We start from the raw sequence: 14,511 nt of genomic DNA, 5'->3' as shown, positions 1-14,511 counted from the left end.
AAGCAAGACATGACCGTATCGCCCTTCGACCATCCGCTGCTCTCCGCACTCCTCGGTGACGAGGAGGCATCGCGGCATTTTTCCGTCGAGGCGGAAATCGAGGCGGCGCTGGCGTTCGAGCGCGCGCTGGCGGAAGCGGAGGCCCGAAACGGGATCATCGGCAGGGAAGCCGCGGCAGCGATTGTGACGGCACTTGGTACGTTCCGGCCGGACACCGCCTTGCTCAGGGCGGGTGTCGCCAAGGACGGCGTGATGGTGCCGGAACTGGTGCGCCAGATCAGGGTGGCGGTCGGTGAACCGCATGGTGACAAGGTGCATTTCGGTGCGACCAGCCAGGACGTCATCGACACGAGCCTGGTGCTTCGGCTGAAAGCGATCGTCGAGCATATCGGTCTGCTGCTGACCGAAACCGTTTTGCGCCTCACCTCGCTTGAGGAGCGCTTTGGCGGCAGGGCACTGGCCGGCATGACCCGCATGCAGCCGGCGATCCCGGTCAAAGTGGCGGATCGCATCATGGCGTGGCGGGCGCCGCTGCAAAGGCATCAGGAGAGGCTATCGGAACAGTCCACTCGCCTGCTCGTGGTACAATTCGGCGGCGCCGCCGGCACGCTGGAAAAGCTCGGCGACAAGGGGCCGGCGGTGCGCGCCGCGCTTGCCGCAAAACTCGGCCTTGCCGATGCAGCGCAATGGCAGAGCCAGCGCGACGCGCTCGCCGACTTCGCCGGCTTGGCGTCGCTGCTGACCGGCAGCCTTGGGAAGTTCGGCCAGGACATCGCGCTGATGGCGCAGGGCGGAATCGACATCACGCTCTCCGGCGGCGGCGGCTCGTCGGCCATGCCGCACAAGCAGAACCCGGTGAAGGCCGAGGCGCTGGTGGCGCTGGCCCGCTTCAACGCCATGCAGCTTTCCGGCATGCATCAGGCACTGGTGCATGAACAGGAGCGCTCGGGCGCGGCCTGGATGCTGGAATGGCTGTTGCTGCCACAGATGGTCGTCGCCAGCGCCGCGTCGTTGCGGCTCGCCGCCGAACTGGCCGGACAGATCGAAAGCCTCGGTCACTGATGCGCACGCAGGTCGCCATTATCGGCTCGGGACCCTCCGGCCTGCTGCTTGGCCAGCTTCTGGCCGGCATCGGCGTCGAGACGGTCATTCTGGAACGATCGAGCCGCGAGCATGTGCTTGGCCGCGTGCGGGCAGGGGTGCTGGAACAGGGCACGGTGGAACTGCTGGAAGAGGCTGGTGTTGCCGCAAGGCTGCATGCCGAAGGCCTGCCGCATTCCGGCATTTCGCTGGCTTTCGACGGGCGCCTGCACCGCATCGATCTCGCCGCACTCACCGGCGGCAAGCATGTCACCGTCTATGGCCAGACCGAAGTGACGCATGATTTGATGGACAAGCGCGAGGCGGTCGGGCTGACCACGGTCTACGAGGCGGCCAACGTTGCGCTGCATGGTTTCGATGGCGCCGCACCGTTCGTCACCTACGACAAGGACAGCGTCTCTCATCGCATCGATTGCGATTTCATCGCCGGCTGTGACGGTTATCACGGCGTCAGCCGCAAATCGGTGCCGGAGCGCGCGCTGAAAACCTTCGAGCGGCAGTATCCGTTCGGTTGGCTCGGCGTGCTCGCCGAAGTGCCGCCGGCCGATCACGAACTGGTCTACGCCAATCACGAGCGGGGTTTTGCGCTGTGCTCGATGCGTTCGACGCATCGCAGCCGCTACTACGTGCAGTGCCCGCAGGACGACCATGTCGAGGCCTGGTCCGACGACCGTTTCTGGGACGAGTTGCGCCGCCGCTTGCCGGAACGGACGGCGGCAAGCGTCACGACCGGGCCATCCTTCGAAAAGTCGATCGCGCCGCTGCGCTCCTTCGTCGCCGAGCCGATGCGTTTCGGCCGGCTGTTCCTGGTCGGCGATGCCGCCCACATCGTGCCGCCGACTGGTGCCAAGGGTCTCAACCTCGCCGCCAGCGATGTACGCTATCTCTTCGCCGGTTTGCGCCAGTTCTACGTGGAGAAGTCGCAAGCCGGCATTGAGGCCTATTCGCAAAAGGCGCTGGCGCGGGTGTGGAAGGCGGTGCGCTTTTCCTGGTGGATGACGACCATGCTGCACCGCTTCCCCGATACAGGCGATTTCGGTCAGCGCATCCAGGAAGCCGAACTCGACTATCTCGTGCACTCGCGGGCCGCGTCGACCGCGCTCGCCGAGAACTACGTCGGCTTGCCTTGGTGAAGCTCTTTCTTTGACGCAATCCGGACGGAAAGCCGCTCCACGCTTTTCCTGGATTTGCTTTATCCCTTGATCGCCGAGCCGACGATGGAATCGACGAAGAAGCGCTGCAGCAGGACGAACAGGATGAGCGGCGGCACCACGGCCAGTGTCGCGCCGGCCATCACCAGGCCGGTATTCACCGCGCCACGATTGTAGCTCAAGAGCCGGCTCAGGCTGATGACGATCGGGTAGGCGTCGGCATTGCCCTGCAGCACGGTCAGCGGCCAGAGATAGCTGTTCCAATGGTAGATGAAGGCGAAAAGGGCGAGTGCGGCGATCGCCGGCGCGACGCTGGGCGCCACGATCTTGAACAGGATCAGCAACTCCGAAGCGCCGTCCATGCGCGCGGCGTCGATGAGGTCGTCCGGCACGCCAGCGATGAACTGGCGCATCAGGAAGATGCCGAAGGCATTTGCCAGATTGGGCACGATGATGCCGGCCAGGCTGGCATTGAGCCCGATCGAGCCGACGAGGCGATAGAGCGGGATCAACGTCACGATCGGCGGCAGGAACATGGTGGCGATCAGCAGCGAAAACAGCAGCGATTTGGCGGGGAAGTGGTATTTGGCGAAGGCATAGCCGGCCATCATGCTGGTGCTCAGGATGCCGGCGGTGGTGATCGTGGCGATGACCAGGGAGTTCCACATCGAGCGGCCGACATTGACCACGCCGGAAACTTTTTCATAGGCGTCGAGGCTCGGTGTGTGCGGTATCCACGCCGGCGGCACCTGCATGCTCTCGGCCGGCGTCTTGAGGCTCGACAGCACCATCCACACCAGCGGGAAAGCCGAGGCGACGGCGACCAGCAGCATCAGCGTCGCCAGCAGCGCCTTGCGGCCGGACGGGCGCTTGCGTGACAGCCGGCTCGACGATCCCCCGCTCATTCCTGATCCTTCCGGTTGGCGAGGGCAAACAGCGCGCAGACCACGACGATCAGCGACAGCATCAGCATGACCGCCATCGCCGAACCCAGTCCGCCTTGCGCGCGTTCGATGCCGACGCGGCGGATGTGGTAGGTGAGCACATTGGTCGAGCCGACCGGCCCACCCTGCGTGATCAGCGCTACCGGCTCGAACACCTGCACGGCGTTGATGATGGCGATGACGGCGCTGAACAAAAGCGTGCGCCGCATCAGCGGCAGTGTGATGAAGCGGAACTGCTCCAAGCGATTGGCGCCGTCGAGCTTGGCCGCCTCGTAGAGGCTGTCCGGGATCTGTGTGAGGCCCGCGATCGCCAGCACGGTGAAATAGCCGACCTGCTGCCAGACATTGAGCAAGACGATCGAGACCAGCGCCGAGCGCGGCGACGACAGAAAGGGCTGTGGGCCAATGCCGATGAGGCCGAGCATCTGGTTGAGCGGTCCCTCGCTCGGCGAATAGAGCTTCGACCACACCAGCGCCACCGCGATCATCGGCACCATGTAGGTGGAAAACAGCACCGTCCGCAGCGCCGTGCCGCCGGCGACGTCATGCTGGTAGACCATCAGGCCGAAGGCCACCGACAGCGGCAGGATGAGGATGACGGAGAGCGCGGTGTAGATGGCGGTGTTGGTGAGCGCGCCCTTGAAATCACGCCCGACCGAGGAGGCCCCAAAGATCTCGCGGAAATTGTCGAGGCCGATGAAGCTGGCGCTGGAAAACGGCGTCTGCGTCGACCAGTCCTGAAAGGACAGCCAGACGGTGAGCAGCATCGGCAACAGGATGAAGATGCCGATCAGCGTCACGGCGGGCGCAAGCATGATGCCCGCCGAGGCACGGTACCTCTGGATCATTATTTGGCGGCGCGCTCCAGGATCGAGGTGGCGTCGGCCTGTGCCGTCGCCTGCGCATCCTTGGCCGAGACCTGGCCATACTGCAACGCCTCGAGCGTCTGCTGCAGGGATTCCGAGAATTCCTGCCCGCCCGGCACCACCGGGAACGGCTTGGCATCGGTCAGCACGCCGACATAGCCGGAGAGGAATTCCGAGCCGAGCTTGTCCTTGTGCGCCTCGATGTCGGACAGGCGCGAAGGCAGGATGCCCATCGACATCAGGATGTCGGACATCGCCGAGGCGCCGTTCTTGCCGGATTTCGGATTGTTCAGCCAGGCCAGGAATTCCCACGCCGCCTTTTGCTCGGCCGCGCCGGCATTGGCGTTGACCACGGTCATCCAGGAATAGGAGATCGAATGCGGCTTGTCGCCGCTCGGGCCGACCGGGATCGGCGCGGTGGCGATGTCCGCGAATTTATCGCCCATGCCGGTCTTCAGCGCGCTCTCCCACCAATTGGCCATGATGATCATGCCGGTCTTGCCGGAGACGAAATTGTCGAGGAACGGACCCGTGGTGTTGGCATCCGCCGTCGCCATCGCCGGCACGCTGGCGCTCGACTTGATCAGGTCCTCATAGAGCTGGAAGGTCTGTGCCGCCTGCGGGCTGTCCAGCGCCGGCTTGCCGTCCTTGACCAGCTCGCCGCCGTTGGAAACGAGCAGCGAAGCGAAGGGATGGACGACGCCGGCCGCCCAGCTGTTGATCATACCGAAACCTTGCTGGCCGGCCTCCTTGTTGGTCAGCTTCTTCGCCGCATCCTTGAACTCGTCCCAGGTTTTGGGTGGTGCCGCGATACCCGCCTGCTTGAACAGCGCCTTGTTGTAGTTCAGCGCATAGACGTCGATCTCGTTGGGAATGCCATAGAGCTTGCCGCCGACAGAGGCAGCGCTGGTGACGCCCGCCGGCCACGCGCGCTTGACCTCGCTGGCCACCGCGTCGGGCGCGGGCGCAACCAGCTTGTCGCGGGCGAGTTCCGGCAGCCACAGATCGTAGATGCCGCCGATCGTCGGCCCGTCCGAGCCGCCGCCTTGCGAGCGCAGCGTGGTCAGGAGATCACCAAAGGGAACGGCGCGCACGGTGACGCTGACGTCCGGATTGGCCTTGGCATAATCCTTGGCCGCAGCCTCCAGCAGCGCGACCGTCTCCGGCGACCAGTGCGTCAAATAGGAGATGTTGACCGACTGCGCCCATGCCGTGGCAGGCAGGATGGCCAGGCCCGCGGCCAGCGCCAGTTTCGAAGTCCAGGCAAACGACATTCCTCATCCTCCCTATCGATCACGATGACGTTATGACAAGTTCGGGCGGTGACGCAAGAGCCTGTCGGCGAAAAAGCTTTGTATTGACCGGTTTCAGATTCTTCCGCCTTGTCGGTTACGATAGTTTTATCGTTTGAAAACAAAATGTTGATGGCATCTTGTTGCCAGTTTTTCCTCGCTGGAGCCATCCAGGAGATGTGCCAGACCTCTTGCGAACGCTGCTATGTCGTTATAATGACTTTGCTGGAGCCAATGACTCTCTCGCGGCGTCGCAGCGCCGCTGGACGCCAAGGACAGAAAACAATGGGAGACTGGCAATGAGCATGCTTTCACTTCACCGGCGCGCCGCCCTTGGCCTGATCGGCGGCCTTGCCGCCGCTTGCGCCGGCGTCCTCATCACCTTGCCGGCGAGGGCCGACAGCACGGTGACACTGTGGAGCTGGCGCACCGAGGACGAGGCCGCGATGCGCCGCATCTTCGACGCCTTCGAGGCCAAGAACCCCGGCATCAAGGTCGACATCCAGTTCACGCCGGACGCCGATTACCAGAACCGGCTGAGCACCGCCCTGCGCGGCGGCCGCGGGCCCGACATCGCCCAGCTCAAGGCCTACGGTGAATTGCAGCCCTTCGTCGACGCCGGCTATCTCGACGCGCTCGACGACAGCGTGCCCGAATTGAAGAACATGGCGGACGCCGCGCTGGGCGGCGCGCGCGGCCGCACCGACGGCAAGCTCTATGGCGTGCCCTATTCGGTGCCGATGATGGGCGTCTTCTATAACCAGGATATCTTCGCCGCCCAGGGCATCGAAATCCCCAAGACCTACAAGGATTTCGTCGCCGCCTGCGAGAAGCTTAAGGCCGCAGGCATCACGCCGATCGCCACCGGCGGCGCCAACGGCTCGGCCTGGGAGCTTGAGATCGGCGTCGGCGTCATCGGCCCGACCGTCTACGGCCCGGGCTTCTACGACGAGATGATGACCGGCAAGGCGACCTTCGAGGATCCGCGCTATGTCGCGGCGCTGAAGCGCTTCGCCGAGCTGAAGCCTTATTTTCCTGATGGCTTCGCCGGCATCGACTACACCACCGCCACGCAACAGTTCATTGGCGGCAAGGCGGCGATGTTCCTCGGCGGCTCGTTCGAGAACGGCAGCTTCAAGGCGCAGAACCCGAAGCTGAAATTCTCGATCTTCCCGTTTCCGGCCGACGATGCCGGGGCAAAGCTCTACACCTCAGCCTTCTCCGACGGCTCCTATGGTCTGGTCTCGGAGAGTCAAAACAAGGAGGCCGCGACCAAAGTGCTGGGCTTCATGGCTTCGGCCGAATTCGCGCAGATGTTCGCCGACGAGCTCGGCTGGCCGCCGGCCCGCACCGATGTCACGGTGAAGGATCCGGTGCTGGCCGAGATGATGGCGATGTCGAAGAACTCGACGCCCTATCTGACGCTGGTCGGCTTTCGCTGGCAGTCGCCGACGGCCTCTTCGGTGCTGCAGTCGGAGATCATCGACATGGTCGAGGGCAACATCGCGCCGGAGAAACTGGCGGCCGACATGCAGGCCGCCGTCGCCACCTGGTTCAAGCCGAAACAGTAAGGAGCCGGCCCGTCGCATCGCGGCCGGCCTCTCGTCCGGACACAAACAGCGCATGACCACCCTTCGCCGCACAAGGAGCCTGAAGCGCACGCAGCAGCGCATGGCCGTGCTGTTCATCCTGCCGGCGCTGGCGGTCTATGCCCTGTTCGTCCTCTATCCCCTGGCGATGTCGCTATGGGGCAGCTTCTTTGTCTGGAAGGGGCTGCGCATGGTGGAATTCGCCGGCCTGTCGAATTTCTCGCGGCTGTTTGTTTTCCCCAGCGGCGCGCGTCTCTACGGCGCGCTCTGGCACAACACCGCCTGGTTCTTCGGCATCATGGCCTTCCAGAACGGCATCGGGCTTTTGTTTGCCTGGCTGCTGTTCCTGCGCGACAAAGGGACCGCCTTCTTTCAGTCGGTCTTCTTCTTCCCGGCGGTGCTGAGCCCGGTCATCGTCGGCGCGCTCTGGCGGCTGCTTTTGGCGCCGGGCGGCGTCGTCGAATGGGCGCTGAACGGGCTCGACCTGCACCAGGGCAGTCTCACCGTGCTCGGCAACAGCCATACGGCGCTTGGCATGCTGATCGCCGTCGACGCCTGGAACTGGATGGGCCTGCCGGTGCTGATCTACACGGCGGGTCTGCGGCAGATTTCCGGCCAGATTTTCGAGGCGGCGAAGCTCGACGGCGCCGGCAATGCGCGCATGCTGTTCTCGATCGCGCTGCCGCTGTTGATGCCGGCGCTCGGCACGCTGACGACGCTGTCCTTCATCAACACCTTCAACCAGTTCGACATCGTCTATGTCATGCAGGGCGTGCAGGGCAATCCGAGCTATTCGACCGACACGCTGGTAACCTATTTCTACCGGCTCGCCTTCGGCGCGGAGGGGGCTGTCGGCATCACCGATATCGGGCTCGCTTTGGCGCTGGGCACCATGCTGTTCCTCATCCTCAGCCTCGGCACGCTGATGATGCTGCGCTTCTTCGACCGCCGCACGGTGCAGCTATGAACGCGCTGGCGATTTCAGGCAGGCCGGCGCTCTCGCGGCAGCTGGAGCGGCTGCCGGGCTGGACGGTGCTGGCCGTGTGGACGGCGGCCGTGCTGTTGCCGCTCTACATTCTCGTCGTCTCCTGCTTCAAGACCACGGCCGAGATCTACGGCAACCGGCTTGGCCTGCCGCGGAGCTGGGCTCTCGACAATTTCGTCAACGCCTGGACGCGCGCCGATCTGGGCCATAATTTCATCAACAGCCTGATCGTCACCGGCGGCGCGGTCGTGCTCACCATCGTCGTCTCGGCCATGGCCGCCTATCCGCTGAGCCGCTACCGGCTCGGCTGGAACGCCGTCATGCTCGGCCTGTTCCTGTCCGGCATCATGCTGCCGATCCGGCTGGCCTCGGTCGAGCTGTTCACGCTCATGCGCAATCTCGGCCTCCTGGATTCGCTGACCGGATTGATCCTGGTCTATTCGGCGATCCGCATTCCCTTCGCCGTCTTCATCTTCGCCAATTTCATGCGCGTCTTACCCTCCGAACTCGACGAGGCGGCGCGCATGGATGGCGCCGGCGAGGTCCGCATCCTGTTCCAGATCATCCTGCCGATGGTGAAGCCGGCGGTGTCGATCGTCGCCATCTTCACGGCAATCGCCGTGTGGAACGATTTCTTCTTCCCGCTGATCTTCATCTTCGACGATCGCCACAAGACCGTGCCGCTGGCGATCAACGTGTTCGTCGGCCAGTTTCGCACCGATTGGGGCCTGGTGTTCGCCTCGCTGGCGATCTCCATGGCGCCCATCCTGATCATGTATTGTCTGCTCGCCCGCCAGATTCGCGAAGGCGTCGGCGCCGGGGGAGGGATGAAATGATCGAGGACAGGATCTACGCCGCACACTCCATCCTGGTGATCGGCGCGCATGCCTTCGATGCCGAGGTGATCGCCGGGCCGCTGGCGGCGGCCGCCGTCAAGCGCGGGGCCGCGGTAACCTTCCTGCACTTGAGCATGGGCGAACAGGGGCACCCCTGCCTTATCCCCGAGCATTATTGCGTGCAGAAGGAAGAAGAAGCGGGCAGGGCGGCCGCGCGTCTTGGCGTCACCTCGCGTAGCCTTGGCCTGCGCGATGCCTTCCTGCCTTCCAACGACGAGACGGCGCTAGGAGTGTGCGACGTCATTCGCGAGCTGAGGCCCGAAATCGTCATCACCCATTGGCACGGCAGCTGGCACAAGGACCATCGCGCCGCCGCGCATCTGACGCAGACCGGCATCTTCTTCGCGGCCCTGCCGACCATTGCCAGCGATCATGCGGCGCACACGCCGCAATTGCTCCTGTTCGGCGAGAACTGGGAGGACGATGACGGTTTCCGCCCCGAGCATCTCGTCGATGTCAGCGACGGCTTCGAGGCCTGGAACGAGGCGGTCAAGGAATACGAACTGGCGCGCGGCCTGAGCAGCTTCCCCTATGTCGACTACTACAGCGCGCTCTACCGGCTGCGCGGCTGCCTGCGCGGCACGCGCTATGCCCAGGCTTTCGCGGCGGCGTCGCATTCCTGGAATGCCGGCAGCGGCCTGTTCTCGCCACCGTTCGGCAAAGGGTCGAGCCGATGACGCGGGTTCTGGCCATCGATCTCGGCGGCACCAATCTGCGGGCCGCGATCTCGACCGGCGACATCGCCGCACTGAAGGTGCTGAGCCGTGAGCCGGCACCGGCAAGCCTCGATGCTTTTGTCGCTCGCATTAACGCGCTGCGCGCGGAAGCCGGCCCGGTCGAGGCGCTTGGCATCGCCGTGCCGGGGCTGGTCGAGGGCTCGGCCTGCCGCTGGATTCCGAACCTGCGGTTCCTCGACGGCGTCGATCTCCAGACCCTCTTTCCAGACCTGCGCATCGCGCTTGGCAATGACGCGCAGATCGCGTTGCTGGCGGAAGCCGTCGAAGGCAGCGCGAACGGCATGTCGGACGCGATCCTGCTGGCCATCGGCACCGGCATCGGTTCGGCAGTGCTGGCCAATGGCCGCATCGTTGCCGGCGCGCATGGCGGCGCCTGCTCGTTCGGCTGGGCCTGCGCCGACATCAAGGACGATGGCGCGGAACGCAGCGGCTGGCTGGAGCGTGTCGCTTCCGGCCGGGCGCTCGATGCGCTTGCCGGCCAGATCGGGCTCGCCGACAGCCGCCAGCTGATCGCCGCTGCCCGCGCAGGCGAACTCGCCGCGCAGACCTTGCTTGAAGTGCCGGCACGCCAGCTCGGCACAGCGCTTGCCGGCGCGGTGGCGCTGCTCGATCCGCAGGCGGTGCTGATCTCAGGCGGGTTGGCCGAGGCGCTGGACGTGATACGGCCGCCGCTGCTGGCGGCGCTGCGCCGTCAGTTGCCCTCGCATCTGCGCGGCATCGAGATCCAGCCCGGCCAGTTCGGCCCGGGGGCGGGACTGGTCGGCGCGGCGCTGGCCGGCCGTGTGGGGGAAGGGTGGAGGCAGGTGCGATGAGCGAAGCGAGCTTTCAGCAGCCGGACCGCAGAAGGCCGGAGCCGCTCTGGTATCAGGTCGAGGAAGCGATCCGCGCCATCGTCAAGAGCGGCGAATGGGCAACGGGCGACCAGATCCCGGCCGAGGACAGGCTGTGCGCGCTGTTCGGCGTCAGCCGCATTACCTTGCGCCATGCCTTGCGCAATCTCGAGGAGGCTGGGCTGCTGCGGCGCGAACATGGCCGCGGCACCTTCGTGCGCTCGACCACGCTGGTCGCCGGCACGCGAGAACTGACCAGCTTCACCCAGGAGATGGGCAATATGGGCGTGGTCGCCGGCTCGCGCCTTCTCGATTGCAGCCTGACCACGGCCAATGCCGCCGCCGCTGGCGCGCTTGAGATCGAGGAGGGCGATCCGGTGGTGCGCATCCGGCGCCTGCGGCTCGGCAATAATGAGCCGATCGGCATCCAGACGGCGCAGCTGTCGGCCGTGCGCGTGCCGGGCTTCCTCGACGCCGGCCTGCTTCAGGGCTCGCTCTACGAGGCGCTGGAGCGCCATTACGGCATCGTGCCGGTGGCCGCGCGGGAGAATTACCGCGTTGGCGCAGTTGGCGCGGCGGATGCCGAACTGCTCGATCTTCCGGCCGGCAGCCCCGCCTTCGTCGTCGAGCGCATCACCACCGACGAGCGCGGCCCGTTCGAATTCACCGTCTCGATCATGCGGGGCGACCGCTATGAAATCCGCTCGACGCTGCGCGCCGGCCGTGTCCCGTCAACCCCCAGAAGCTGATCCTTTCCAAGCCTAGATATCAACAGGAGTACCCAAGTGTCCGATCTCTACATCCACCGTCTCACCGTCCTTATCGACCAGGCGGCAAAAGCCAATGAAGAGGCCTTCGGCCAGGCCGCCAGCCGCTTTGCCGACTCGCTTGAAGGCGGCGGGCTGGTCCATCTCTACGGTTCGGGCCATTCGGTGCTGCCGGTTCAGGAAGTGTTCCCGCGCTACGGCAGCTATGTCGGCTTCAACCCGCTGACCGACCCGCGTGTCATGTGGCACAACGTGCTCGGCGCCGGCGGTGTGCGCGAGCTGCTGTGGCTGGAGCGGACGGAGAAATACGCCGAGAAATTCCTCGACCACCAACCACTCAACAAGGGCGATTCGATCATCATCTTCGGCCACAGCGGCCGCAATTCCTCCGGCATCGACACCGCGCTCTATGCCAAGAAACGCGGCATCTTCGTCGTCGCGGTGACCAGCAAGAACAATCTCGACAAGCCGGCGACGCACTCCTCCGGCAAGCGGCTGGCCGATGCGGCGGACCTCGTCATCGACACGTGTTCGCCGATCGAGGACGCCATCGTGCCGGTCGAAGGCTGGAGCCGCCCTGTGTCGGGCTCGTCGACGGTGCTCGCCATGATCCTGGCGCACGAACTCATCGCGCGCACCGCCGAGCAACTCGCCAAGCGCGGCATCGAACTGCCGGTCTTCGCCTCGCCGACGATATCAGGCGTGACGCTGCACGACACCGACGTCATCTACGGCGTCTACCGCGAACGCATGCTGGAAGCGCAGAAGAAGCACCTGCCGACCTTCCAGGCGACAATGCGCGGCGAGTGATATCCCGAGATCGGGGAGGCGGTGCCTCCCCGACGCGCACCGCGATCTGGAACCCTGTAGCATGACTGGGCGCTGGTCGTGCCAACGAAGCCGTAACCGTCGGATCAGCCGGTTGCGCTGCCGTAGATGTCGAGAACCTCTGTCACGCTGGCGATCAGCAACGCCTCGGCTTTTGGCGCGACCGACCCGTTCGCCACCACGCCGTTCAGGCGGCCGAGATGCTGGCTGATGAGGGGCGGGGGGATGTCGCGGTCGCCGAGCGCCTGCATCAGCGCGTCGGTGGCCTGCCGGGCTGCCGGGGCGGGCCAATAGTAGCGGATGCGGTCGCTGTAGGAGAAATGGCGTTCGATGCGCTGTTCGGCCTCCGAGCCGTGATAGTAGTTCTTCCAATTGCCCGGCGCCGCCAGCATGACGCGTTCCATCGCTGCCGGCAGTCCTTCGCGCGCCGGGTCGGGAGCCAGAATGTCGGCGATATGGCTCAGGCCATAAAAGGCTTCGCGCAGCGCGAAGGTCAGCCACGGCCCGACCTTGAGGATGGCGAAGCCGTCGTCGACCAGCGCGGTCAGTGCCGAGACCGGCTGGTAGTCGGTCGAATGCGCCTCGAAGACGAATTGCGGCAGACCCCGCAACGTGCCGGCCAATGCACGGGCGCGTTCCGGTTTATAGCCGATCACCTCGGCATTGCCGAATTCGACACCCGGCTGCACGACGACGCCGAGCGCCCGCGAGAAGGCCTGGTCGAGGCCTCGCTGGCTGAAGGCATCGCGGTGGATACGCACCGTCTCTCGTGCCGCCTCGGGCGTCGTCACCGCCAGATGGTCCATCGCCTCCAGCGCGCCGCCTGGCACCGGCACCTCCGTGCCGATGACATAGACGGGCTTGGGGCCGCCCGCTCCTTCGGCCGCGGCCTCCGCCACCTCGGCCAGTTCGGCGGCGCGCACGGCGATCGTCACATCGGGCGGTGCGACACCTTCGCCGGCGCAGCCCATGCTGGCGTCGAGATGGATCTTGGTGAAACCAGCCTCGGCATAGGCGTCGACCATGCGCGAAGCCTTGGCCATGGCCTCGGGCGCCGGCAGATGCTTCCACGGATTGGGGCCGAGATGATCGCCGCCGAGCACCAGCCTGTCGAGGGAAAAGCCGATCCTGCCGGCGATCGCCTCCACGAAGCGGCGGAAATCCGCCGGTGTCATGCCGGTGTAGCCGCCTTCGTGGTTCACCTGGTTGCAGGTGGCCTCGATCAGCACGTCGGCGCCGCGCGCCTTGCCGTGGCGCAGCGCCGCTTCGATGACCAGCGGATGGGCCGAGCAGACCGAGGCGATGCCGCAGCGTTCGCCGGCCGCACGGCGCGCCGCGATGGCAGCCAGCCTGTCCGTCGCCTGGCTCATGCCGGTGTTCCGGTCTTAGCGGTCGCGAGGAAGGCCTCGACGGCGGCAAGCGAGGCGATGCCCTCCATCGGTCCCTTCTTGGTCACCGCCAGCGCGCCGCAGCCATTGGCGACGCGCAGTGCCTTTTCGGGCGCCTCTCCGCGCAGCCAGAAGGAAACGAAGGCCGCGGCAAAGCAGTCGCCGGCGCCGGTCGGGTCGATTTCGTCGACGACGAAGCCGGGTGACGCGGTGCGTCCGGTGTTGTCGTAGTGAACGGCGCCTTGCGCGCCTTTCTTGATGACCACGGCGGAGATACCGCGGTCCAGCATTTCGCGCACCGCGCTCTCCTCGTCGGTCGCCCTGGCGAAGATGAACAGTTCCGGCCCGCTCGGCAGGAAGACATCGGTCTTCGACAGCACGAAATGCAAGGCGTCGCGCATGCCCGGCAAATCAAGCATCTCCTTGCGGATGTTGGGGTCGAAGGACACCGTGCCGCCGCGCGCCTTGACCGTCTCGATGCCGATACGCGCCACCTCGATCACTTCTGGCGAGAACAGCGAGGTGCCCATGACGTGAAAATGGTCGGCGCCGGCCAGCAGCGCGCGCGCCTCGGCGCCGATCTCGATCAGGCCGGCGGCACTGTGCTTGATGTTGTAGACGAAGTGCCGGCTGCCGTCGGTTTCATAGGTGACGAAGGCGGTGCCCGTGGCGGCACCCCGATGGACCTTGATGGCCGAGATGTCGGCCCCGTCGGCGCGCAGGCGCTCGATGTTCAAATGACCGAAATCGTCGTCGCCAACGGCCGCGATCAGGCCAGCCGGCTGGCCGAGCCGAGCCGCCTGGTCGATGAAGATCGCCGGCGCGCCAGAAGGAAACGGGCCGACGAGCGGGCCGGGAGCAAGGAAACTCTGACCGATCCGCTCGGCCATGATCTCGACCAGGATCTCGCCGGCGCAAACCAGTTTCTTCATGTCCTCACCATTGCCGGATGGTTGGCGGCCGGTTGCCGAGCGCCTTTCGTCACGTCCGTGCGGGTTCAAAACCTAAGTTGCAGCTTTAGGAGCGTCAATAAAGAATTTGACGCGCGCAACTCTTTTGCGCTGTACTGGAAACGCAAAAATTTGACTGAACAAATTCGGTCAAGCAATGCTGCCACACGGCAACGGCCGCAGGACT

At 65.3% G+C, this 14,511-nt stretch carries 14 protein-coding genes; 9 read left to right on the top strand and 5 right to left on the bottom strand.

All coding sequences use genetic code 11. The features are described 5' to 3' along the window. Positions 1-9: 9 nt before the first annotated feature. Both CK228_RS02455 and pobA read left to right on the top strand, forming a co-directional pair. Complete coding sequence (locus CK228_RS02455) at positions 10-1,062, top strand: 3-carboxy-cis,cis-muconate cycloisomerase (RefSeq protein ID WP_095786749.1); 1,053 nt, start codon at positions 10-12, stop codon at positions 1,060-1,062. Next, complete coding sequence (gene pobA, locus CK228_RS02450) at positions 1,062-2,234, top strand: 4-hydroxybenzoate 3-monooxygenase (RefSeq protein WP_095786748.1); 1,173 nt, start codon at positions 1,062-1,064, stop codon at positions 2,232-2,234. The genes CK228_RS02455 and pobA overlap by 1 nt, the downstream gene beginning before the upstream one ends. Positions 2,235-2,293: 59 nt before the next feature. Here the strand turns inward: pobA and CK228_RS02445 are convergent, their stop codons facing one another. The 3 genes from CK228_RS02445 to CK228_RS02435 are packed head-to-tail and all read right to left on the bottom strand — an operon-like array spanning position 2,294 to position 5,336. After that, positions 2,294-3,157: a carbohydrate ABC transporter permease gene (locus CK228_RS02445; RefSeq protein ID WP_095786747.1), complete on the bottom strand. Its 864-nt coding sequence runs from the start codon at positions 3,155-3,157 to the stop codon at positions 2,294-2,296. Next, positions 3,154-4,044 (bottom strand): sugar ABC transporter permease, encoded by an 891-nt coding sequence (locus tag CK228_RS02440; RefSeq protein ID WP_095786746.1) that lies wholly within the window; start codon positions 4,042-4,044, stop codon positions 3,154-3,156. The genes CK228_RS02445 and CK228_RS02440 overlap by 4 nt, the downstream gene beginning before the upstream one ends. Continuing rightward, positions 4,044-5,336, bottom strand: coding sequence for an extracellular solute-binding protein (locus tag CK228_RS02435; protein WP_095786745.1), 1,293 nt, complete (start codon positions 5,334-5,336; stop codon positions 4,044-4,046). Before CK228_RS02435 ends, CK228_RS02440 begins: the two co-directional genes overlap by 1 nt. A 317-nt stretch (positions 5,337-5,653) precedes the next feature. Here CK228_RS02435 and CK228_RS02430 point away from each other — a divergent pair, with 317 nt between their 5' ends. The 7 genes from CK228_RS02430 to CK228_RS02400 are packed head-to-tail and all read left to right on the top strand — an operon-like array spanning position 5,654 to position 11,968. After that, positions 5,654-6,925, top strand: coding sequence for an extracellular solute-binding protein (locus CK228_RS02430; protein ID WP_095771220.1), 1,272 nt, complete (start codon positions 5,654-5,656; stop codon positions 6,923-6,925). Positions 6,926-6,977: 52 nt separating this feature from the next. Beyond that, on the top strand, positions 6,978-7,910 hold the full coding sequence (locus CK228_RS02425; RefSeq protein WP_095786744.1) for a sugar ABC transporter permease: 933 nt from the start codon (positions 6,978-6,980) through the stop codon (positions 7,908-7,910). Further along, positions 7,907-8,764: a carbohydrate ABC transporter permease gene (locus tag CK228_RS02420; RefSeq protein ID WP_095786743.1), complete on the top strand. Its 858-nt coding sequence runs from the start codon at positions 7,907-7,909 to the stop codon at positions 8,762-8,764. The genes CK228_RS02425 and CK228_RS02420 overlap by 4 nt, the downstream gene beginning before the upstream one ends. Then, a complete protein-coding gene (locus CK228_RS02415) occupies positions 8,761-9,501 on the top strand; it encodes a PIG-L family deacetylase (RefSeq protein WP_095786742.1) in 741 nt (246 codons plus the stop codon). The genes CK228_RS02420 and CK228_RS02415 overlap by 4 nt, the downstream gene beginning before the upstream one ends. After that, positions 9,498-10,373 (top strand): ROK family protein, encoded by an 876-nt coding sequence (locus tag CK228_RS02410; RefSeq protein ID WP_095786741.1) that lies wholly within the window; start codon positions 9,498-9,500, stop codon positions 10,371-10,373. The genes CK228_RS02415 and CK228_RS02410 overlap by 4 nt, the downstream gene beginning before the upstream one ends. Next, on the top strand, positions 10,370-11,140 hold the full coding sequence (locus CK228_RS02405) for a GntR family transcriptional regulator (RefSeq protein WP_032920989.1): 771 nt from the start codon (positions 10,370-10,372) through the stop codon (positions 11,138-11,140). Before CK228_RS02410 ends, CK228_RS02405 begins: the two co-directional genes overlap by 4 nt. A gap of 36 nt (positions 11,141-11,176) precedes the next feature. After that, positions 11,177-11,968 carry an SIS domain-containing protein gene (locus CK228_RS02400; RefSeq protein WP_095786740.1) on the top strand — a complete coding sequence of 264 codons (792 nt, stop codon included), beginning with the start codon at positions 11,177-11,179 and terminating at the stop codon, positions 11,966-11,968. Positions 11,969-12,072: 104 nt separating this feature from the next. Here the strand turns inward: CK228_RS02400 and CK228_RS02395 are convergent, their stop codons facing one another. Next, positions 12,073-13,356: a D-tagatose-bisphosphate aldolase, class II, non-catalytic subunit gene (locus CK228_RS02395; RefSeq protein ID WP_095786739.1), complete on the bottom strand. Its 1,284-nt coding sequence runs from the start codon at positions 13,354-13,356 to the stop codon at positions 12,073-12,075. After that, positions 13,353-14,306 (bottom strand): sugar kinase, encoded by a 954-nt coding sequence (locus CK228_RS02390; RefSeq protein WP_095786904.1) that lies wholly within the window; start codon positions 14,304-14,306, stop codon positions 13,353-13,355. The genes CK228_RS02395 and CK228_RS02390 overlap by 4 nt, the downstream gene beginning before the upstream one ends. Positions 14,307-14,511 lie beyond the last annotated feature (205 nt).

It is taken from the genome of Mesorhizobium sp. WSM4312 (assembly GCF_002294875.1).
In the GTDB taxonomy this organism is placed as follows: domain Bacteria; phylum Pseudomonadota; class Alphaproteobacteria; order Rhizobiales; family Rhizobiaceae; genus Mesorhizobium.
Note: the sequence above shows the minus strand (reverse complement) of the source record. Positions and strands in the feature narration are given on the sequence as shown.

Bases quoted from the DNA above. Each gene is read 5' to 3' on its own strand.
- CK228_RS02405 (WP_032920989.1), top strand. From the start codon at position 10,370: ATGAGCGAAGCGAGCTTTCAGCAGCCGGACCGCAGAAGGCCGGAGCCG.
- CK228_RS02395 (WP_095786739.1), bottom strand. From the start codon at position 13,356: ATGAGCCAGGCGACGGACAGGCTGGCTGCCATCGCGGCGCGCCGTGCG.
- CK228_RS02445 (WP_095786747.1), bottom strand. From the start codon at position 3,157: ATGAGCGGGGGATCGTCGAGCCGGCTGTCACGCAAGCGCCCGTCCGGC.
- CK228_RS02410 (WP_095786741.1), top strand. From the start codon at position 9,498: ATGACGCGGGTTCTGGCCATCGATCTCGGCGGCACCAATCTGCGGGCC.
- CK228_RS02420 (WP_095786743.1), top strand. From the start codon at position 7,907: ATGAACGCGCTGGCGATTTCAGGCAGGCCGGCGCTCTCGCGGCAGCTG.
- CK228_RS02390 (WP_095786904.1), bottom strand. From the start codon at position 14,306: ATGAAGAAACTGGTTTGCGCCGGCGAGATCCTGGTCGAGATCATGGCC.
- CK228_RS02455 (WP_095786749.1), top strand. From the start codon at position 10: ATGACCGTATCGCCCTTCGACCATCCGCTGCTCTCCGCACTCCTCGGT.
- CK228_RS02435 (WP_095786745.1), bottom strand. From the start codon at position 5,336: ATGTCGTTTGCCTGGACTTCGAAACTGGCGCTGGCCGCGGGCCTGGCC.
- CK228_RS02440 (WP_095786746.1), bottom strand. From the start codon at position 4,044: ATGATCCAGAGGTACCGTGCCTCGGCGGGCATCATGCTTGCGCCCGCC.
- CK228_RS02430 (WP_095771220.1), top strand. From the start codon at position 5,654: ATGAGCATGCTTTCACTTCACCGGCGCGCCGCCCTTGGCCTGATCGGC.
- CK228_RS02415 (WP_095786742.1), top strand. From the start codon at position 8,761: ATGATCGAGGACAGGATCTACGCCGCACACTCCATCCTGGTGATCGGC.
- CK228_RS02425 (WP_095786744.1), top strand. From the start codon at position 6,978: ATGACCACCCTTCGCCGCACAAGGAGCCTGAAGCGCACGCAGCAGCGC.
- pobA (WP_095786748.1), top strand. From the start codon at position 1,062: ATGCGCACGCAGGTCGCCATTATCGGCTCGGGACCCTCCGGCCTGCTG.